Source organism: Streptomyces caatingaensis (assembly GCF_001187435.1).
Classification (GTDB): domain Bacteria; phylum Actinomycetota; class Actinomycetes; order Streptomycetales; family Streptomycetaceae; genus Streptomyces; species Streptomyces caatingaensis.
On record NZ_LFXA01000017.1, the window covers coordinates 742666 to 762809 of the forward strand.

At 74.5% G+C, this 20144-nt stretch carries 19 protein-coding genes; 14 read left to right on the top strand and 5 right to left on the bottom strand.

All coding sequences use genetic code 11. From position 1 onward, the window contains the following. The 6 genes from AC230_RS25835 (at position 1) to glmM (ending at position 5814) form a co-directional block, all read left to right on the top strand. Positions 1-300, top strand: a complete 300-nt coding sequence (locus AC230_RS25835; RefSeq protein WP_049718692.1) for an RNase A-like domain-containing protein — start codon at positions 1-3, stop codon at positions 298-300. Positions 301-313: 13 nt separating this feature from the next. After that, the gene (locus AC230_RS25840) at positions 314-973 is read left to right on the top strand and encodes a contact-dependent growth inhibition system immunity protein (RefSeq protein WP_049718693.1); all 660 of its coding nucleotides are present in this window, start codon (positions 314-316) and stop codon (positions 971-973) included. Positions 974-1013: 40 nt separating this feature from the next. Next, on the top strand, positions 1014-2633 hold the full coding sequence (locus tag AC230_RS25845) for an ABC-F family ATP-binding cassette domain-containing protein (RefSeq protein WP_049718694.1): 1620 nt from the start codon (positions 1014-1016) through the stop codon (positions 2631-2633). A 515-nt stretch (positions 2634-3148) separates the two neighbouring features. Beyond that, a complete protein-coding gene (gene rplM / locus AC230_RS25850) occupies positions 3149-3595 on the top strand; it encodes a 50S ribosomal protein L13 (protein ID WP_049718695.1) in 447 nt (148 codons plus the stop codon). A 40-nt stretch (positions 3596-3635) separates the two neighbouring features. Then, positions 3636-4139, top strand: a complete 504-nt coding sequence (gene rpsI, locus AC230_RS25855) for a 30S ribosomal protein S9 (RefSeq protein WP_049718696.1) — start codon at positions 3636-3638, stop codon at positions 4137-4139. A gap of 316 nt (positions 4140-4455) precedes the next feature. Then, a complete protein-coding gene (gene glmM, locus AC230_RS25860) occupies positions 4456-5814 on the top strand; it encodes a phosphoglucosamine mutase (RefSeq protein ID WP_049718697.1) in 1359 nt (452 codons plus the stop codon). Positions 5815-6458: 644 nt separating this feature from the next. On the opposite strand, the gene coaA is transcribed toward glmM, so the two are convergent. Continuing rightward, the gene (gene coaA / locus AC230_RS25865) at positions 6459-7445 is read right to left on the bottom strand and encodes a type I pantothenate kinase (protein WP_241833362.1); all 987 of its coding nucleotides are present in this window, start codon (positions 7443-7445) and stop codon (positions 6459-6461) included. A 198-nt stretch (positions 7446-7643) separates the two neighbouring features. Between coaA and AC230_RS25870 the strand changes: the two genes are divergently transcribed. Genes AC230_RS25870 through AC230_RS25885 form a run of 4 tightly spaced genes read left to right on the top strand, consistent with a single transcriptional unit; the run spans position 7644 to position 10599 of the window. Continuing rightward, complete coding sequence (locus tag AC230_RS25870) at positions 7644-7904, top strand: hypothetical protein (protein ID WP_053161379.1); 261 nt, start codon at positions 7644-7646, stop codon at positions 7902-7904. Positions 7905-7942: 38 nt separating this feature from the next. After that, on the top strand, positions 7943-9790 hold the full coding sequence (gene glmS / locus AC230_RS25875) for a glutamine--fructose-6-phosphate transaminase (isomerizing) (protein WP_049718699.1): 1848 nt from the start codon (positions 7943-7945) through the stop codon (positions 9788-9790). Then, positions 9787-10155, top strand: coding sequence for a holo-ACP synthase (locus AC230_RS25880; RefSeq protein ID WP_049718700.1), 369 nt, complete (start codon positions 9787-9789; stop codon positions 10153-10155). The genes glmS and AC230_RS25880 overlap by 4 nt, the downstream gene beginning before the upstream one ends. A gap of 42 nt (positions 10156-10197) precedes the next feature. Continuing rightward, the gene (locus tag AC230_RS25885; protein WP_049718701.1) at positions 10198-10599 is read left to right on the top strand and encodes a RidA family protein; all 402 of its coding nucleotides are present in this window, start codon (positions 10198-10200) and stop codon (positions 10597-10599) included. Positions 10600-10689: 90 nt separating this feature from the next. Here AC230_RS25885 and AC230_RS25890 read toward each other — a convergent pair whose 3' ends face one another. Further along, complete coding sequence (locus tag AC230_RS25890; RefSeq protein ID WP_241833363.1) at positions 10690-11814, bottom strand: FAD-dependent monooxygenase; 1125 nt, start codon at positions 11812-11814, stop codon at positions 10690-10692. A 141-nt stretch (positions 11815-11955) separates the two neighbouring features. Between AC230_RS25890 and AC230_RS25895 the strand changes: the two genes are divergently transcribed. Together AC230_RS25895 and AC230_RS25900 are read left to right on the top strand one after the other, a co-directional pair. Beyond that, entirely contained in the window at positions 11956-12921 is a 966-nt protein-coding gene (locus AC230_RS25895) for a TetR/AcrR family transcriptional regulator (protein WP_049718702.1), read from the top strand. A gap of 41 nt (positions 12922-12962) precedes the next feature. Further along, complete coding sequence (locus AC230_RS25900) at positions 12963-15680, top strand: serine protease (RefSeq protein WP_053161381.1); 2718 nt, start codon at positions 12963-12965, stop codon at positions 15678-15680. A gap of 19 nt (positions 15681-15699) precedes the next feature. Here AC230_RS25900 and AC230_RS25905 read toward each other — a convergent pair whose 3' ends face one another. The 3 genes from AC230_RS25905 to AC230_RS25915 form a co-directional block, all read right to left on the bottom strand. Then, on the bottom strand, positions 15700-16080 hold the full coding sequence (locus AC230_RS25905; protein ID WP_198535606.1) for a PIN domain-containing protein: 381 nt from the start codon (positions 16078-16080) through the stop codon (positions 15700-15702). Then, entirely contained in the window at positions 16077-16331 is a 255-nt protein-coding gene (locus AC230_RS25910) for a hypothetical protein (protein WP_049718703.1), read from the bottom strand. The genes AC230_RS25905 and AC230_RS25910 overlap by 4 nt, the downstream gene beginning before the upstream one ends. Before the next feature lie 69 nt (positions 16332-16400). Next, positions 16401-17837, bottom strand: a complete 1437-nt coding sequence (locus AC230_RS25915) for a bifunctional ADP-dependent NAD(P)H-hydrate dehydratase/NAD(P)H-hydrate epimerase (RefSeq protein WP_049718704.1) — start codon at positions 17835-17837, stop codon at positions 16401-16403. Between the two features lie 67 nt (positions 17838-17904). Here AC230_RS25915 and alr point away from each other — a divergent pair, with 67 nt between their 5' ends. Both alr and AC230_RS25925 read left to right on the top strand, forming a co-directional pair. Then, a complete protein-coding gene (gene alr, locus AC230_RS25920) occupies positions 17905-19056 on the top strand; it encodes an alanine racemase (RefSeq protein WP_049718705.1) in 1152 nt (383 codons plus the stop codon). Continuing rightward, positions 19053-20126 (top strand): alpha/beta fold hydrolase, encoded by a 1074-nt coding sequence (locus AC230_RS25925; RefSeq protein ID WP_049718706.1) that lies wholly within the window; start codon positions 19053-19055, stop codon positions 20124-20126. Before alr ends, AC230_RS25925 begins: the two co-directional genes overlap by 4 nt. The last annotated feature ends 18 nt before the right edge of the window (positions 20127-20144 follow it).

Genomic DNA, 20144 nt, shown 5'->3' on the forward strand with positions numbered 1-20144 from the left:
GTGCTCACCCGATCCGCCACCTACCCCGACCGCGAAACCGCCCAGTGGTGCACCCAGCAGGTCGTCAACCGCAACGAGCAGGTCATTCACCGCTGGCTCGCCCAGGGGAGCCGGGAGCGGCTCTCCATCGAGGCCGCCTGGCCGTCCCGGGAGGAGCCCGTGGGGCGGGTGCTGCTCCAGGCGATGATGTTCGCCGGACGTGAGCCCGTGGAGGTGCGCGCCGCGCGGGTGATTCTCAAGCGGGACCCGGCACGCGCCCACGGCTTCGTCGTACACGCCACATTCCCGGTCTACCTCTGAAAGCGGCCGCGCCATGTCCCTGAAACCGATCGAGCACGATCGCCAGTACGGTGAGCTGGACCAGCTCCTCCGCTTCTACCTCGGGCAGCCCGCCGACGACACGCCCGAGGTCCGCAGCGCCGCTCTCGACGCCTACTTGCGCGAGGTCTGGCGTACCCGCCCGTGGGCGGTCTCCGTCGCCGAGCAGCAGGTGCGCGAGTACGCGGAGAATCCGCCGGGGCGCTTGCGGCAGCGGCTCGGTGAGTTCTATGCCCTGCCCGATGTCGGCCTGGAGGACTCCGAGGTCCGGGACTGGCTGATGGCGATCGCCGGTCACCTGCGGCGGAGTGTGGAGGAGGGCGAGGTGCCCCCGTCCGCGCCTCCGCGGACTCACGGTGAGTGGCACGCCCGCTTCCCGGAGCTCGGGCAGTTGCTCGGCGGCTGGTTCTCGCAGGACATGCCGGACGAGTTCGGGGATCACGACGCGGCGCTCGCCGATTACGCCGGGTCCACCGAGGCCGCGCTCGTGGCACGGCTCGTCGGCGAGGTGCACGAGCTGTTGGCGCTGCGCCTGGCGGAGAGCGACACCGTCCTCGCCGTCGCCGAGCTGGGGATGGAGGTGGAGCCTCCGGCTCCGTACTCGGTGAGCGAGTGGCTCGCGGCCGTCGCGGAGCGGCTCGGCGGCGCGTCGTAATCCGGTTGGCCGGGGCGCCGGAAGACGCCAGAATCCGGGCATGGGACATGTGGAGGCAGGCCATCTCGAGTACTACCTGCCCGACGGGCGGCCGTTGCTCGGGGATGTGTCCTTCCGGGTGGGGGACGGGGCGTCGGTTGCGCTCGTGGGGGCCAACGGGGCCGGGAAGACGACGCTGCTGCGGCTGATCGCGGGGGAGCTCCAGCCGCACGGGGGGTCGGTCACGGTCGGTGGCGGGCTCGGGGTGATGCCGCAGTTCGTGGGCTCCGTACGGGACGAGCGGACGGTGCGGGACCTGCTGGTGTCGGTGGCGCCGCCGCGGATTCAGGAGGCGGCGGCCGCGGTGGACCGGGCCGAGCTCGCGATCATGGAGCGGGACGACGAGGCCGCGCAGATGGAGTACGCGCAGGCGCTGTCCGACTGGGCCGAGGCGCGGGGGTACGAGGCCGAGACCGTGTGGGACATGTGCACGGTGGCCGCGCTCGGCGTCCCGTATGAGAAGGCGCAGTGGCGGCAGGTGCGGACCCTGTCCGGGGGCGAGCAGAAGCGGCTGGTGCTGGAGTCGCTGCTGCGGGGCACGGACGAGGTGCTGCTGCTCGACGAGCCCGACAACTACCTCGACGTGCCCGGCAAGCGGTGGCTGGAGGAGCGGTTGCGGGAGACGAAGAAGACCGTGCTCTTCGTCAGCCACGACCGGGAGCTGCTGGCCCGGGCCGCCGAGAAGATCATCAGCGTCGAGCCGGGGCCCGCGGGCAGCGACGTGTGGGTGCACGGCGGGGGCTTCGCCACGTACCACCAGGCGCGCAAGGAGCGGTTCGCGCGCTTCGAGGAGCTGCGGCGGCGCTGGGACGAGGAGCACGCCAAGCTGCGGCAGCTCATGCTCATGTTCAAGCAGAAGGCTGCCTACAACTCCGACATGGCCTCCCGCTACCAGGCCGCGCAGACCCGGCTGCGGAAGTTCGAGGAGGCCGGGCCGCCGCAGGAGCCGCCGCGCGAGCAGGACATCCGGATGCGGCTGCGCGGCGGGCGGACCGGCGTACGGGCCGTGACCTGCGCCGGCCTGGAGCTGACCGGGCTGATGCGGCCGTTCGACCTGGAGGTCTTCTACGGCGAGCGGGTCGCCGTGCTGGGGTCGAACGGGTCGGGGAAGTCGCACTTCCTGCGGCTGCTGGCCGGGGAGGACGTGGCGCACAGGGGGTCCTGGAAGCTGGGGGCGCGGGTCGTGCCCGGGCACTTCGCGCAGACGCACGCCCATCCCGAGCTGCTCGGGCGCACCCTGGTCGACATTCTGTGGACGGAGCACGCCAAGGACCGGGGCGGGGCGATGTCCGCGCTGCGGCGCTACGAGCTGGAGCGGCAGGGGGACCAGCGGTTCGAACGGCTCTCCGGCGGGCAGCAGGCGCGCTTCCAGATCCTGCTGCTGGAGCTGGCCGGCGCGACGGCCCTGCTGCTCGACGAGCCCACGGACAACCTGGACCTGGAGAGCGCCGAGGCGCTGCAGGAGGGTCTGGAGGCGTACGAGGGGACGGTGCTGGCGGTGACGCACGACCGCTGGTTCGCCCGGTCGTTCGACCGGTTCCTGGTGTTCGGGGCGGATGGGGTGGTGAGGGAGGCGTCCGAGCCGGTGTGGGACGAGGGGCGGGTGGCGCGGAAGCGGTGACGGCGTCCGGGGGGGTGCTGGCACGGGGCCGGTCGGCTGGGGGTCCGGGGGTGATCTCCCGGGAAGGCGCAGTGGGGCGGATGGGGTGGTGAGGGAGGTGTCCGAGCCGGTGTGGGACGAGGGGCGGGTGGCGCGGAAGCGGTGACGGCGTCTGGGGGGGGTGCTGGCACGGGGCCGGTCGGCTGGGGGTCCGGGGGTGATCTCCCGGGAAGGCGCAGTGGGGCGGATGGGGTGGTGAGGGAGGTGTCCGAGCCGGTGTGGGACGAGGCGGGAGTGATCCGGAAGCGGTAGGGTGCCGGGCCCGGTTTTGACCCCGCCGGTGCCGGGCCGGTACTCTACGAGTTCGTTATGCGTATTGGCTTGGTCGTTCTCACGCGAGGGGCCCTTACGCTTGTCCGCCAGGTCGATCGCCTGCGGTCGGCACACGGGTTGCGTCCCCGGCGTGCGGCCAGGCCAGCGTGATCGTCCATAGCGGACCGTGTCAGGACCCACTCAAAGAAGCGAAGGCTACGACCGTGCGTACGTTCAGCCCCAAGCCCGGCGATGTCCAGCGCCAGTGGCACATCATCGACGCGCAGGACGTCGTCCTGGGCCGTCTGGCCTCTACGGCCGCGTCGCTGCTCCGCGGCAAGCACAAGCCCGTCTACGCGCCGCACGTTGACATGGGCGACTTCGTCGTCATCGTCAACGCCGACAAGGTGCACCTGTCCGGCAACAAGCGCACCCAGAAGATGGCGTACCGCCACTCCGGCTTCCCGGGTGGTCTGCGCTCCGTCCGCTACGACGAGCTGCTCGACAAGAACCCCGAGAAGGCCATCGAGAAGGCCGTCAAGGGCATGCTGCCGAAGAACTCCCTCGGCCGTCAGATGCTCTCGAAGCTGAAGGTCTACTCGGGCGACCAGCACCCGCACGCCGCCCAGCAGCCCGTTCCGTTCGAGATCACCCAGGTCAAGCAGGGCTGAGTCCCGGCCACCGCCGAACCAGAAAGTCTGAGGAGAATCAGTGGCTGAGACCACCGCCGAGATGCCGGTCGAGGGCATCGAGGAGTACACCACGGAGTCCGAGGTCGTCGAGTCGGAGTACACCTCCGAGTCCCTCGCCTCCCGCTTCGGCGACCCGCAGCCGGCCGCCGGCCTGGGCCGTCGCAAGAACGCCATCGCCCGTGTCCGGATCGTTCCGGGCTCCGGCAAGTGGAAGATCAACGGTCGCACCCTCGAGGACTACTTCCCGAACAAGGTGCACCAGCAGGAAGTCAACGAGCCCTTCAAGGTGCTCGAGCTCGAGGGCCGCTACGACGTCATCGCCCGCATCGCGGGTGGCGGTGTCTCCGGCCAGGCCGGTGCCCTGCGCCTGGGTGTCGCCCGCGCGCTGAACGAGGCGGACGTGGACAACAACCGCGGCCCGCTGAAGAAGGCCGGCTTCCTGAAGCGTGACGACCGTGCGGTCGAGCGCAAGAAGGCCGGTCTGAAGAAGGCCCGCAAGGCTCCGCAGTACAGCAAGCGCTAATCCGGCGGTTCGCCGGGTACTGCCCGAACGCCCCGGCGGCACGATCCGTGCCGCCGGGGCGTTCGGCTATGGGCGGCCGGGCGGCCGGGCGGCCGGTTGTGGCGTCGTGGCCTTGTCGTGGCCTGTCGCGGCCGGTCTCCGCCCCGGCTGCCCGTCCGGCGCCCGGGCCGCCACCCGGGGCGTATTGGGGCGTATACCTGGAGGCAGAGCCCCGGACCGGGAACCGAAACCTCCAGCAGCTCGACACCTCTCTGCACAAGGGGGCTTCCCGGTCTCGCCGGCGGCCCCGTACTCCCGCGTTTTTCGGAGGACACCAGTGGGACGACTCTTCGGTACGGACGGTGTGCGCGGCGTCGCCAACGCCGACCTCACGGCCGAGCTGGCGCTCGGCCTGTCGGTCGCGGCGGCGCACGTGCTCGCCGAGGCGGGTACGTTCGAGGGCCATCGGCCGGTGGCGGTGGTGGGCCGCGATCCGCGGGCGTCCGGGGAGTTCCTGGAGGCCGCGGTGGTGGCGGGGCTGGCCAGCGCCGGTGTGGACGTGCTGCGGGTCGGTGTGCTGCCGACGCCGGCCGTCGCGTACCTCACGGGGGCGCTCGGCGCGGACCTGGGCGTGATGCTCTCCGCGAGCCACAACCCGATGCCCGACAACGGCATCAAGTTCTTCGCCCGGGGCGGGCACAAGCTCGCCGACGAGCTGGAGGACCGCATCGAGCGGACGTACCGGGCGCACGCCACGGGCGAGCCGTGGGACCGGCCGACGGGCGCCGGCGTCGGCCGCGTCCGCGACTACGACCAGGGCTTCGACAACTACGTCGCGCACCTGATCGGCGTGCTGCCCAACCGGCTCGACGGGCTCAAGGTCGTCATCGACGGGGCGCACGGTGCGGCGTCCCGGGTGTCGCCCGAGGCGTTCTCCCGGGCCGGGGCCGAGGTCGTCACGATCGGCACCGAGCCGGACGGGCTCAACATCAACCACGAGTGCGGCTCCACGCACCTGGACAAGCTGCGTGCCGCGGTCGTCGAGCACGGTGCCGACCTGGGCGTCGCCCACGACGGGGACGCGGACCGCTGCCTCGCGGTCGACGCGACCGGTGCGGAGGTCGACGGCGACCAGATCCTCGCCGTGCTGGCGCTCGCGATGCGTGAGGCGGGCTCGCTGCGCAAGAACACGGTCGTGGCGACCGTGATGTCCAACCTCGGCTTCAAGCTCGCCATGGAGCGGGAGGGGGTCGAGCTCGTCCAGACGGCGGTCGGTGACCGCTACGTCCTGGAGGAGATGAAGGCGAACGGCTTCGCGCTCGGCGGCGAGCAGTCGGGGCACGTGATCGTGCTCGACCACGCGACGACGGGGGACGGCACGCTGACCGGGCTGATGCTGGCGGCGCGGGTCGCCGCGACCGGGCGTCCGCTGCGGGAGCTGGCGGGGGTCATGGAGCGGCTGCCGCAGGTGCTCATCAATGTGCGCGATGTGGACAAGACGCGGGTGGGGTCCTCGCAGGAGCTGGCGGAGGCCGTGACGGATGCGGAGCGGGAGCTCGGGGGGACGGGGCGGGTGCTGCTGCGGTCCTCGGGGACCGAGCCGCTCGTTCGGGTCATGGTCGAGGCGGCCGACATCGAGCAGGCTCGGGCTGTCGCTCAGCGGCTGGCGGATGTGGTGAAGTCGGCGCTGGGGTAAGGGGGGTAAGGGGGTTGAGGGGGGCGGGGGGGTGTCTGGGGTCTGTGCGGGGCTCGCTGGGGGTGCCCGTTCGGGGCGCCTGTCCGGGGCGTCCGTCGGGGTGCCTGCCCGGAGGGGGCCGGCCCTGGGGAGGCGGCCGGGGGGCTCCGGTCCGTGGGCTCCCGTCCGGGGCCGGTCCGGAGGGTCTCTCCCCGCCCCGCCCTTTCACCGTTTCCAGGGGCAAGCCCCGGACCCGGGCCGCGCTCCGCGCGGCGAGCGGGGCTCCGCCCCCGCACCCCGGCGGGGGCTCCGCCCCCTGCACCCCCGCTGATGCTGCCGGGCGGGTCCTGCTTCCTGCGCTCCGGCTCCCGCTGGCGGGTTGGGCTCTGCTCCCCTGCTGTCCCGCTCCCGCTGCCAGGCGGGGCCTCTGCCCCTCCCCCCCCGCTGCCGCTGCTGGGCGGGGCCTTCCTGCGCCCCCGCTCCCGCTGCCGGGGTGGGGGCCTCCGCCCTCCTGCTGTCCCGCTCCCGCTGCCAGGCGGGGCCTCCACCCCTGCCCCGCCCCCGCCCCCGCGCAGGGCCCCCACCCCTCCCCCCTCCAACGCCCCCAGCCGGAACGGACTACCCCCCGCCGCTGCCTCCCTCCCCCCTCCCCTTCCCCCCGGGGGCTACAGCTTCCGCAGCGAAAGGCGCTGCACCTTGTGGTCCGGGCCCTTTCGGAGGATGAGGTTTGAGCGGCCTCGGGTGGGGGCCACGTTTTCGAGGAGGTTGGGCTTGTTGATGGTGCGCCAGTTGCGGCGGGCGAAGGCGAGGGCTTCTTCCTCGGAGACCTCCGTGTAGCGGCGGAAGTAGGAGTGGGGGTCCTGGAAGGCCGTCTCGCGCAGTTTCCTGAAGCGGGAGTAGTACCAGCGCTCGATGTCCTCGGCGCGGGCGTCGACGTAGATGCTGAAGTCGAAGAAGTCGGCGAGGCCGACGCGGGTGCGGCCGTCGCCGCCGGGCAGGGCGGGCTGGAGGACGTTGAGGCCCTCGATGATGAGGATGTCCGGGCGGTGCACGGTGAGCCGTTCGTCCGGCACGATGTCGTAGATCAGGTGCGAGTAGACGGGCGCGGAGACCTCGTCCTTGCCGGCCTTCACGTCCGCGACGAAGCGGGTGAGGGCCCGTCGGTCGTACGACTCGGGGAAGCCCTTCCGGGACATCAGACCGCGCCGGTGGAGCTCGGCGTTGGGCAGCAGGAAGCCGTCCGTGGTGACCAGCTCGACGCGCGGGTGCTCGGGCCAGCGGGCCAGCAGGGCGCGCAGCAGCCGGGCCGTGGTCGACTTGCCGACGGCGACGCTGCCCGCGACGCCGATGACGAACGGCGTGCCGCGCTGGGCGCCCTTCTCGCCCAGGAAGGTGTTCAGCGCGCCGCGCAGCTGCCCGGTGGCGCCCACGTAGAGGTTGAGCAGCCGGGAGAGCGGCAGGTAGACGTCGCGGACCTCGTCCAGGTCGACGACGTCGCCGAGGCCGCGCAGGCGCTCGACCTCCTCCGCCGTCAGCGGCAGGGGCGTGTTCTCGCGGAGCGCGCTCCATTCGGCCCGGGTGAGGTCGACGAACGGAGAGGAGTCGGCGCGGCGTCGTTGCTGCGGCTGCGGCTGCTCTGAGGTGGTGGACACGGGGCCCATTGTGCGCGGGTGGCGTCAGGCGGTCACTGTGGGGTGTGGGGTTGAGGGGTTTCGCCGGGGCACAGGGGGCAGGCGCGAAGAGGCCGGCCTCGCGTGCGGGTGAAGTTCGGGCCGTTGCCCTGTACCTACTCGCAAGTCGGGAATACGGTCCCACCCTTCGGCAGCCCGGCACCCTGCGAGGAACCCCCCGTGTTCGTTCTCCGGCTCGTCCTCAGAATCGTCAGGAAGACCCTCCGGCATCTGGCGCGGCCGCCGGGAACCGCCTCCGACGTGGCGACCGGCGACGACGTGCTCGCCGAGCTGTGCGACGAGCTGCCCGACGAGGACCTGGGCCAGGACCTCGACGACTGCCTCGACCAGTACCACCTGGGCAGCAAGCCGCGCTGCGAGGAGGTCGAGTACCTGGAGCTCGTCCAGGACGCCATCGACCGCATCGAGCGCGGCCGTTGACCCGCGGGCGGTGACCCGGGGGCCGTACGCTGCACTGCATGTGCGGAATCGTTGGCTATGTGGGAGGGCAGTCCGCCCTCGATGTCGTGTTGGCGGGGCTGCGGCGGCTGGAGTACCGCGGCTACGACTCGGCGGGGGTCGCGGTGCTGGCCGACGGCGGGCTCGCCGCGGCGAAGAAGGCGGGCAAGCTCGCCAACCTGGAGAAGGAGCTGGCCGACCGGCCGCTGCCGGCCGGCTCGACCGGCATCGGGCACACCCGCTGGGCCACCCACGGCGCGCCCAACGACGCCAACGCCCACCCCCACCTCGACAACCCGGGCCGCGTCGCCGTCGTCCACAACGGCATCATCGAGAACTTCGCCGCCCTGCGCGCCGAGCTGGCCGACCGCGGGCACGCCCTCGCCTCCGACACGGACACCGAGGTCGTCTCCCACCTGCTCTCCGAGTCCTTCTCCTCCTGCGGGGACCTCGCCGAGGCGATGCGGCAGGTGTGCCGCCGGCTGGAGGGCGCCTTCACGCTCGTCGCGGTGCACGCCGACGATCCCGACGTGGTCGTCGGGGCCCGCCGCAACTCCCCGCTGGTCGTCGGCCTCGGCGACGGCGAGTCCTTCCTCGCCTCCGACGTCGCCGCCTTCATCGCCCACACCCGCGAGGCGGTCGAGCTCGGCCAGGACCAGGTGGTCGAGCTGCGGCGGGACGGCGTGACCGTCACGGACTTCGACGGGGCGCCGGCGGACGTCCGGGCGTACCACGTCGACTGGGACGCCTCCGCCGCCGAGAAGGGCGGCTACGCCTCGTTCATGCTCAAGGAGATCGCCGAGCAGCCGAAGGCGGTGGCCGACACGCTCCTCGGGCGCATCGACGAGGCCGGGCAGCTGACGCTGGACGAGGTCCGCATCCCGGCGTCCGTGCTGCGCGAGGTGGACAAGGTCGTCATCGTGGCCTGCGGGACGGCGTACCACGCGGGGATGATCGCCAAGTACGCGATCGAGCACTGGACGCGGGTGCCCTGCGAGACGGAGCTGGCCAGCGAGTTCCGCTACCGGGACCCGATCCTGGACCAGGGGACGCTGGTGATCGCCATCTCGCAGTCCGGCGAGACGATGGACACGCTGATGGCGCTGCGGCACGCGCGGGAGCAGGGGGCGCGGGTGCTCGCCATCTGCAACACCAACGGCTCGACGATCCCGCGGGAGTCGGACGCCGTCCTCTACACGCACGCCGGGCCGGAGGTCGCCGTCGCCTCGACCAAGGCGTTCCTGACCCAGCTCGTGGCCTGCTACCTGGTCGCCCTGTACCTCGGGCAGGTGCGCGGGACGAAGTGGGGGGACGAGGTCGGGTCGGTGATCCGGGAGCTGTCGGCGATCGGCGCGCAGGTGGAGGAGGTGCTGGAGACCATGGAGCCCGTGCGGGAGCTGGCGCGCTCGCTCGCGGGCTGCGGGACCGTGCTCTTCCTCGGGCGGCACGTCGGCTATCCCGTCGCCCTGGAGGGCGCCCTCAAGCTCAAGGAGCTGGCGTACATGCACGCCGAGGGCTTCGCGGCGGGGGAGCTCAAGCACGGGCCGATCGCGCTCGTCGAGGACGGGCTGCCGGTGGTCGTCGTCGTGCCGTCGCCGCGGGGGCGGTCCGTCCTGCACGACAAGATCGTCTCCAACATCCAGGAGATCCGGGCGCGGGGGGCCCGGACGATCGTGATCGCCGAGCGGGGGGACGAGGCGGTGCGTCCGTACGCGGACCACCTCGTCGAGATCCCGCCGACGCCCGTGCTGCTCCAGCCCCTCGTCGCCACCGTGCCGTTGCAGGTCTTCGCGTGCGAGCTGGCGACGGTGCGCGGGAACGAGGTCGACCAGCCGCGCAACCTCGCGAAGTCGGTGACCGTCGAATGATCGTCGGGGTCGGCATCGACGTCGCCGAGATCGAGCGCTTCGACGCGGCGCTGCGGCGGACGCCGCAGATGGCCGAACGGCTCTTCGTGGAGCGGGAGTTGTACCTGCCGAGCGGGGAGCGGCGCGGTGCCGCCTCGCTCGCGGCCCGCTTCGCCGCCAAGGAGGCGCTGGCGAAGGCGCTCGGCGCGCCGCCGGGGCTGCTGTGGACGGACGCGGAGGTGGTCACCGGCGAGAACGGCCGCCCCGGCCTGGAGGTGACCGGCACGGTCGCCGCGTGCGCGGAGCGGCTGGGGGTGCGGTCGTGGCACGTGTCGCTCAGCCATGACGCGGGGGTGGCCTCGGCGGTGGTGGTCGCGGAGGGGTGAGCCGGGTCGTGGCGGGGCGGACGGGCGTGTTCTCATGCGCCCATGACTCTTGAACATGTGATCGCACCGGACGGGGTCGCCTCGGGGAACGGCTACGCCCATGTGGTGGCCGGGGCGGGGCGCTTCGTCGCCGTGTCCGGGCAGGTCGCGCTGGACGAGCGCGGCCGCGTGGTGGGGGAGGGCGATGTCGCGGCGCAGACGCGGCAGGTCTTCGAGAACCTGCGGCGCTGCCTCGCGGCGGCGGGGGCGTCCTTCGCCGACGTGGTGAAGCTGACGTACTTCGTCACGGATATCGCGGACCTGCCGGCGATCCGGGCGGTCCGGGACGGGTTCGTGGACGCCGCCCGTCCGCCGGCGAGCTCCGCCGTGCAGGTGGCGGCCCTGTTCCGGCCGGAGCTGGTGCTGGAGGTGGAGGCGCTGGCGGTGGTCGCGGCGGCGGAGTAGGGGTACGGCTTCTGCCCCGGCCCGCCCTTTCACCGTCTCCCCCGGGGCTCCGCCCCCGCGCCACCCCGGGGCCCCGGGTGCGGCCCCGGGCTACGCCGCGTTCAGGTCCATCGCCCACTTCGCGCGTTCCATGGACTGCTCCGATGCCGGGGCGCCGGGGTTTTCCGTGGCGAGGGCCTGGTTGGCGGTGACGAACGGGCGCATGCGGCGTTCGTAGGCGGCGAAGGCCGTCGCGTGGTCGGCGTCCGCGCGGGACAACTCCTCGGCCAGGACGTAGGCGCCGACGAGGGCGAGGCTCGTGCCCTGGCCGGTCAGGGGGGAGCCGCAGTAGCCGGCGTCGCCGACGAGGGCGACGCGGCCGCGGGACCAGTGGTCCATGCGGACCTGGGCCATGGCGGAGAAGTGGAAGTCCTCGGCCGCCGCGAGGTGTTCGAGCATGGGCTCGCGCTGCCAGCCGAAGCGTTCCATCCGCTCGGCGACGAGGCGGCGTTGGGCGTCCGCGTCGCGGTGGTCGAGGTCGAGCGGGCCGGATTCGAAGCCGAAGGTGACGCGCAACTCCCGGTTGTCGCGCGCCGGGTAGACGACGTACGCGTTGCCGGCGTCCTTCGTGTAGAGCTCCCAGTCCGCCAGGCCGAGGAAGTTGTCGGCGGTGAAGACCGCGAGGTGGGCGTCCAGGTGGGAGAGGAAGTCCGCGTGGGGGCCGAAGGCGAGGCGGCGGACGTTCGAGTAGAGGCCGTCCGCGCCGATGACGAGGTCGAAGGTGCGGGCGGGGGCGCGCTCGAAGGTGACGTGGACGCCGGACGCGGTCTCCTCCAGCGCCGTGACGCTGTCGTCGTGGAGGAACTCCGCCTCGTCCGCGGTCAGTTCGTACAGGAAGCGGACGAGGTCCTCGCGCAGGATCTCGACGTCGTCGCTGTCGAGGCGGCCGCTGCTCAGGACCGCCTCCGTGCTGCGGTGGAGTTCGTTGCCCTCGCCGTCGAGGACGGTCATGCCCCGCAGCCGGGTGCGGGCGGCGCGCACCCGCTCCAGCAGGCCCATCCGCCCGACGACGTCGAGGGCGACGCCGCGGACGTCGACCGCCTGGCCGCCGGTGCGGAGGCCGGGAGCGCGCTCGACGACCGTGGGTGCGAAGCCGTGCCGGCGCAGCCAGTGGGCGAGGGCGGTCCCGGCGAGGCCGCCGCCGGAGACGAGGATGGAGTGGATGGGCGTGGACATGGGTTCCCCCTGCTTCTTCGTACGCTGTACGTGCTGTGCTGGCTGTAAATGTACAGCGTACGTACAGGCTTGCCAAGCCCCTTGCCCACGCACCGGCGGTACGCTTCTGTGCTAGTACAGCAGGGTGACCTAGGAGGAACCGTGACCCCGCCGCCCTATCTGCGCATCGTCGAGGACATCCGGCACCGCATCGCCACCGGTGAACTCGCCCCCGGCGACCGCGTGCCCTCGACCCGCCGCATCGCCCAGGACTGGGGTGTCGCCCTGGCCACCGCCGCGCGGGCGCTCGCCACGCTCCAGCAGGAGGGGCTGATCCGGGCCAGGCCCCGGGTCGGCAGCGTCGTCGCCCCGAGGGAGCAGGCCGCGCGGCGGGCGGCCGCCGGCGGCACCGGCGGTGCCGCCGGCGCGGCCGGCGCCGACCGCGACCTCACCCGCGAGCGCATCGTCCGCGCCGCCATCGGGATCGCGGACGCGGAGGGCCTGGGCGCGCTGTCCATGCGCGGCGTCGCCGCGAAGCTCGGGGTGTCGACCATGTCGACGTACCGGTACGTCGACGGCAAGGACGCCCTCGTCCTGCTCATGGCCGACGCGGCGTTCGGCGAGGCGGAGTTCCCCGGGGAGCCCCCGGAGGGCTGGCGGGCACGCGTCGAACTGGCCGCCCGCACGCTGTGGTCCCTCTACCGGAGACACCCCTGGCTGGCCCATCTCGGCCCGGTCACCCGCCCGTTGGCGCTGCCCAACCTCATCGCGTACGGCGACTGGCTGCTGGCGGCGCTCGGCGAGCTGGCGCTCGACGTACGGACCCGGTTCGACCTGCACGTCCTCGTCTACAGCCACGTCGTCGGCCTGGCGGCCCACCTGGAGGACGAACGCCGCGCGGAGGCCGCGACCGGCCTCACGGACGAGGAGTGGATGGACCGCCAGGAGGCCGGCTTCGCCGAACTCGCGGCGTCCGGGCGCTACCCGGCCTTCTCGGAGGTGGTCGAGGAGCTGCGGGCGACGGGCGGGTACGACCTGCGGCTGGACGAGCTCTTCGAGTTCGGCCTCCAGCGGCTGCTGGACGGGATCGCGGTCGGGCTGGCGGATCCGGGGACGGCGCGCCGCTGACGCCCGTACGCTGGCGGCCCGAGTGAGGGGAGGGGGCGGCGGTGCACCCGGTGAAGGAACGGATCGCGGCGGTCTTCGGGCAGGCCCAGGGGAGCGGGTACCTGCTGGCGCCGGACGTCGTGCTCACCGCGGCCCACGTCGTGGGGGACTGCGCCACGCCGCGGGTGATCGCCCCCGGCGGGGCGGGCCCCGTTCCGTGCCGGGTGGTGTGGGCCCGGGACGACGACCGGCGCTGCGACGTGGCCCTGCTCGTCGGCGAGCGCGGGATCGTGCGGGACGGGGCCGGCGACGGATTCGCGCCGCTCGTCTGGGGCCGGGCCTACGACCTGCGGCCCTGGCCCGGCGCGCAGGCCATCGGCTATCCGCAGGTGCAGCGCGACGGCTGCGGCGAGCTGGACACCGAGCAGGTCGTCGGCACCCTCAGACCCGGCAGCGGGCTGCTCGGCGGCCGGTACGTCCTGGCCTGCGAGGGCGGTGCGCCCGAGGCGCCGGCCGGCGGCGGCTCGCCGTGGGCGGGGATGTCCGGCGCGGCGGTCTTCGTGGACGGGCTGCTGGCCGGCGTCGTGGACGCCGACCCCGGCGGCTGGCGGCACGGGCGGCTGACGGTGACGCCGGCGGCGGCCCTCTGGTCCGACTTCGGGTTCCTGAGGGAGTGCCTGCTGGCCGGGCACAAGCCGGAGTCGCGGTCGCTGGCCTCGGCCCGGCAGCTCGAGACGGAGGAGTTCGAGCGGCGGCTGCGCGACTACACCGTGCGGCGGGCGGGCGAGCTGACCATCATCGGCCTGACGCTGTCGGACGGCAGCGGCGAGACGTGGCCGCTGGACACGGCGTACCTGAGCCTGGAGCTGGTGGGCGGACGGCAGGAGGGGTTCGGGCCCGCGCCGCGGCGCGTCGAGGAGGCCCTCGCCGGGCAGCGGCGCGTCCTGCTGCGGGGCGCGGCCGGGTCGGGCAAGACCACGCTGCTCCAGTGGCTCGCCACGGTCACGGTCAAGGGCGAACTCCCGCCCGGCCTCGGCCAGTTGAGCGGCTGCTTCCCGCTGACCCTGCCGCTGCGGCGGCTGGTGCGCGACGGGGGGCTCCCGGCCCCGGAGGAGTTCCTGGCGGCGGTCGCCGGGCCGCTGGCCGGACTGCCGGGGGCGCGCGGATGGGTGACCCGGCGGCTGTCCGAGGGGACGCTGTTGCTGCTGATCGACGGGGTGGACGAGGTCCCGGAGGCGGACCGGCGGCGCACGCTGGAGTGGGTGCGGGACCTGCTCGACGCCTACCCCGACGCGCGGTACGTGATCACGACCCGGCCGTCGGCGGTGCGCGAGGGGCGGCTCGCCGAACTGGGCTTCACCGAGCTGGAACTGCTGCCGATGAGCCGCGCGGACGTGCTGGCCTTCATCGGGCGCTGGCACGCGGCGGCCGGCGGCCCGGGCCCCCTGGACGAGCGGCTGCGCGGCTTCCGGGACGCGCTGACCGCCGCCGTCGTCCGGAAGCGGGACCTGGGGCGGCTGGCCACCAACCCGCTGATGTGCGCGCTGATCTGCGCGCTCAACCGGGCGCGGCGGGGCTGTCTGCCGCACGGCCGCATGGAGTTGTACCGCGCGGCGCTCGACCTGCTCCTCGTCCGGCGGGACCGGGAGCGGGAGATCGCCGTCGGCCCGGAGGGGCCCGAACTGGAGCAGGCCCAGCTCGCGCTCCTCCAGAAGATCGCCTACTGGCTGATCCGCAACGGCCGTTCGGAGATCGAGTGGCACAAGGCCGTGGAGATCCTGGAGCGGGCGCTCCCGGCGATGCCGGCGGTGGCGGCGCGGGGCGGCGCGGAGGAGATCCTGGGGCATCTGGTGCTGCGCAGCGGGCTGTTGCGGCGCCCGACGGACGAGACGCTGGACTTCGTCCACCGCACCTTCCAGGACTACCTGGGCGCGCGGGCGGCGGTGGAGGACTGGGACTTCGACCTGCTGGTGAAGAACGCCCACGACCCGCAGTGGGAGGACGTCCTGGGCATGGCCGTGGGGCACGCGCCGCCGCGGGCGCGGGCGGAGCTCCTGGAGAAGCTCCTGGCCCGGGGCGCGGCGGAGCCGGCGCACCGGCGCCGCCTCCATCTGCTGGCCGCGGTCTGCCTGGAACAGGCGACCGAGGTCGCCCCCGACGTCCGGGCCCGCGTCGAGCGGGCCGCGGCCGGGCTCGTCCCGCCGCGCGACGTGGAGTCCGCGAAGGCGCTCGCCGAGGCGGGCGAGGTCGTCCTCGACCTGCTCCCCGGCCCGGAGGGGCTCCCGGACGAGGTGGCGCACGCGGTCGTCGTGACGGCGACGGCGGTGGGGGACGAGCGGGCGGTGCCGTTGCTGGCCCGGTACGCGGCCCATCCGTGGCGGGAGGTCCGGGCCCAACTGGTCTGGGCCTGGGACCGGTTCGACACGGACTACTACGCGGAGGCGGTCATCGGGCGGCTGCGGCACGACGACGGGCTGGCCTTCGTCGCCAAGAGCGCCGCGCAGCTGCGGGCGCTGAAGCGGCTGGGGGGACGGCCGGAGGTGTGGTGCCGGGGGACGTTCACGGCCGAGGAGCTGTCGGAGGCGGTGACGCCGGTGTTGCGGGATCTGTGGATCCAGGGGGACCTGGGGGTGGTCGACCTCCGCGCGCTGGAGGGCGCGCCGTCGCTGCGGTCGCTCCGGATCTCCGGCACGGGGGAGGTGGTGGGCCTGGGGGCGGTGAACCCGGAGGGGCTGGAGCGGCTCGACCTGGAACTCGGCGTCAAACGGTTCCCGGCGTAGGGGCGGTGCCGCGTCCCCGTCAGGGGTTGACGTCCAGCACACGCACCGGCTGCCCGGTCCAGCGCTCGGGCGCGGCCGTGGCGAGGAACGCGCCGTCGGGGCGTTCCGCGGTCGGCTGCGCCGAGTGCCGGGTGTGGGCGGCGGCCCAGGTCTCCTCCCGCGCGACGGCCAGCGCGCCCGGCAGATCCAGGTCGAGGACCATGATGCCGGGCAGGGCGGCCAGGTGCTCCGCCGTACCGGGGCGGGCGCGGTCGGCCTCCACCAGGGCGCACACCGGCGCGTACAGGTACCAGTCGGCTTCGGTGTTGGCCCGGTGGATCAGCCGGGACGTGATGGCGTTGCCGTGGCCCGCCGCGATCATCGCGGTGTCGTCGAGCACGATGTGGACGTGATCGCTCACCGGCCCGCCTCGGCGAGGCGGCGGTCCAGCTCGGCGTCGAGCCGTGCTTCCTCCTCCGGGCTCGGGTCGTAGCCGTTCCACGCCTGCAGCATGCGGCGGGTCCGATCGGCGCGTTCGGCGCGCTCGGCGGGCGTGAGCAGGCTTTCCGCGAGTCTGGCCAGATAGGCGCGCAGCGACAGGCCCTCCGCCGCGGCGACTTCGGCGAGCCGGTCGCGCGCTGCGGCGGGGATGCGGATGTTGGCATCGGTCATGGGGCGTTCTCCCTCCGTCGTCTCAGGGTACGGGTACGGGTGCGTACCCGTACCCGGTCCGCCGCGGCATCACCCGATCGAGACGTCCCTCCACACCCCCCGCAACTCCTCCGCCACCCCCATGGCCGTCAACGGCGCCGCCCCCAGGCGGCGGGCCGCGAGGCCGTGGAGGTAGGCCGCGACCGAGGCGGCGTCGAGGGCGGGGAGGCCGGCGGCGAGGAGGGAGCCCGCCAGGCCGCTGAGGACGTCGCCGCTGCCCGCCGTGGCGAGCCAGCCGGTGCCGGTGGGGTTGACGCGGACGGGGGAGGCGGGGGAGGCGGGGGCGACGAGGGTGGTGGAGCCCTTCAGGAGGGCCGTGACGCCGTAGCGGGAGGCCAGGGCGCGGGCCGCGGAGAGGCGGGCGGACTCGACGTCCTCGCGGGAGAGGCCGAGGAGGACGGCCGCCTCGCCGGCGTGCGGGGTGAGGAGCGTCTCGGCGCGGCGCTCGCAGAGCGCCTCGGGGGAGAGGAGGCGCAGCGCGTCGGCGTCGGCGAGGACGGGGACGTCGGAGGCGAGGACGTCCTCCAGGGCGCGGTGGGCCGCGGGGTCGTCCCCCAGGCCGGGGCCGACGACCCACGCCTGGACGCGGCCCGCGCCGGCCGGGCGGCCGGCCGTCACCAGCGTCTCGGGGAAGCGGGCGATCACCGCGTCCGCCGCGGGCCCCGCGTAGCGGACCGCGCCCGCCCCGCCGGCCAGCGCGCCGGCGACGGCCATGACGGCCGCCCCGGGATAACGGGCGGAACCGGCGACGACGCCGACCACCCCGCGGCGGTACTTGTCGCTCTCCGCGGCCGGACGGGGGAGGAGGCGGGCGACGTCGGCGTGCTGCAGCGCCTCGACGTCCGGGACGGGCGGCAGGCGCAGGCCGATGTCCACCAGGTGCGGCGCGCCCGCGTACGAGCGCGCCGGGTCGATCAGCAGACCGGGCTTGTACGCGCCGAAGGTGACCGTCGCGTCGGCCCGCACCGCGTCCCCCCGGACCTCGCCCGTGTCCGCGTCCACCCCGCTCGGCAGGTCCACGGCGACCACGAGGGCGCCCTCCGCCGCGCGCACCAGCGGCAGCGCCTCCGGGCGCAGTCCGCCCTTGCCGCCGATGCCGACGATGCCGTCCACGACGAGGTCGGCGCGCCCGACGGCCCGCACGCCCTCCGCCGCGGGCACCGCGCGGCCGCCCGCCGCGCGCAGGGCGGCGAGCCCGCCGGGATGGGTGCGCTCCGGCGCCAGCAGCACCGCGGTCACGCCGGCGCCCCGCCGGGCCAGGCGCGCCCCGGCGTACAGGGCGTCGCCGCCGTTGTCGCCGCTGCCGGTCAGGAGCGCGACGCGGGCCCCGTACACCCGGCCCAGCAGGCCGGCGCAGGCGGCGGCGAGGCCGGCCGCGGCGCGCTGCATCAGCGCGCCCTCGGGGAGCTCGGCCATGAGCGCGCGCTCGGCGGCCCTTACGGTCTCGACGCTGAAACCAGTCCTCATGGTTCCCAGTCTCCCCGTGGCCCCCGGGCCCGCACTCCCGGACCCCGCGCCTGAGACACTGGCGGGGATGAACGAGACACCGATGCGCGCCCGTGCCGTGGTCGATCTGGCCGCCCTGCGGGCCAACGTGCGTGCTCTGCGGGCCCGTGCCCCCCGGGCGCAGCTGATGGCAGTGGTCAAGGCGGACGCGTACGGGCACGGGGCGGTGCCCTGCGCACGGGCGGCGCGCCGGGCCGGTGCGGCGTGGGTCGGCACGGCCACGCCGGAGGAGGCCCTCGCGCTGCGGGCCGCCGGGGACCGGGGCCGGCTGATGTGCTGGCTGTGGACGCCGGGCGGGCCGTTCCGGGAGGCCGTCGAGGCGGACGTCGACATCTCGGTGAGCGGGCTGTGGGCCCTGGAGGAGGTCCTGGACGCGGTCCGGGCCGCCGGCCGCCCCGCCCGCGTCCAGCTCAAGATCGACACCGGTCTGGGGCGCAACGGCTGCGCGCCCGCCGACTGGGAGAAGCTGGTCGCCGCCGCCCGCGAGGCGGAGCGCGCCGGCAGCCTGCGCGTCACCGGCGTCTGGTCGCACTTCGCCTGCGCCGACGAGCCGGGCCACCCCTCGATCCGCGCCCAGCTGGCCGTCTTCCGGGACGCCGTGGCGTACGCCGAGGCGCAGGGCCTCGACCCCGAGGTGCGCCACCACGCCAACTCGCCGGCCACCCTGACCCTGCCCGAGTCCCACTTCGACCTGGTGCGCACCGGCGTCGCGATGTACGGGATCTCGCCGAGCCCGGAGCTGGGCACCTCCGCCGAGCTGGGGCTGCGGCCGGTGATGACGCTGAGCGCGTCCCTCGCGTCGGTGAAGCGGGTGCCGGCCGGCCACGGCGTCTCGTACGGGCATCTGTACGCGACGCCGGCCGAGTCGACGCTCGCGCTGGTCCCGCTCGGCTACGCGGACGGCATCCCGCGCTCCGCCTCCGGCACGGGCCCGGTGCTGGTCGCGGGGAAGCGGCGGACGGTCGCGGGCCGGGTCGCGATGGACCAGTTCGTGGTGGACCTGGGCCAGGACACGGCCTCCGTCGGCGACGAGGCGGTGCTCTTCGGCCCGGGCGACCGGGGCGAGCCGACCGCCGAGGACTGGGCGGAGGCGACCGGCACCATCGCGTACGAGGTGATCACGCGCATCACGGGCCGCGTGCCCCGGGTGTACGTCGGCGAGGAGGACCCCGGCGCATGACGGAGTCGGGCCGGCTGCGCGGCGCGGGGCTCGCGGGCGCGGCGGTGGGCGTCCTGGCCGCCGGGGCGGCGGCGGGCGTCGCCGTCGAGCGGCTCACGGTCGGGCGCGGCATGCGCAGGAAGGCCCGGCTCGCGCTGGACGCGACGGGTCCGTACGGGACGCTGCGCGGCACGCCGGGGTCGGTGGCCGCCGAGGACGGGACCGAGCTGTCCTACGAGGTGGACGACGGCCCGTCGGACCTGACCGTCGTCCTCAGCCACGGCTACTGCCTGAACCAGGACTCCTGGCACTTCCAGCGCGCGGCCCTGCGGGAGGCCGGCGTGCGCGCGGTCTACTGGGACCAGCGCAGCCACGGCCGTTCGGAGCGCAGCCGGACGCCGTCCCCCTCGATCGAGCTGCTGGGCCGCGACCTCGCGGCGGTGATCCGGGCCGCCGCCCCCGCCGGGCCGCTGGTGCTGGCGGGGCACTCGATGGGCGGCATGACGCAGATGGCGCTGGCCGGCCGGGAACCGGAGCTGGTCGCGGAGCGCGTCGCGGGCGCCGCCTTCGTCGGCACCTCGTCGGGGCGGCTGGCCGAGCTGACCTTCGGCCTGCCGGCCGTGGGGATGAGCGTGGTGCGGCGCGTCCTGCCGGGCGCGTTCCGGCTGATGACCGAACGGACGGAGCTGGTCGAGAGAGGCCGCCGGCTCACCGCCGACCTGCTCTCCGGCGTCTACCGGCGCTACTCGTTCGGCCCCGGCGACGTGGACCCGGCGGTGGCGCGCTTCGCGGAGCGGCTGCTGGAGGCGACACCGGTGGACGTGGTCGCCGACTTCTACCCGGCCTTCGCGGCGCACGAGGGGGGCGCGGCGCTGCGGGCCTTCCGGGGGCGCCCGGTGCTGGTGCTCGCGGGCGAGAAGGACCTGGTCACCCCCTGCGAGCACAGCGAGGCGGTGGCCGCGGAGCTGCCGGAGGCCGAGCTGGTGGTCGTCCCCGGCGCGGGGCACCTGGTGATGCTGGAACGGCCGGACGCGGTCGGCGAGCGGCTCGCCGCGCTGCTCGACGCGGCCCGCGCGACGGCCCGCGCCTGACGGCGCGGCGGCGGGGGC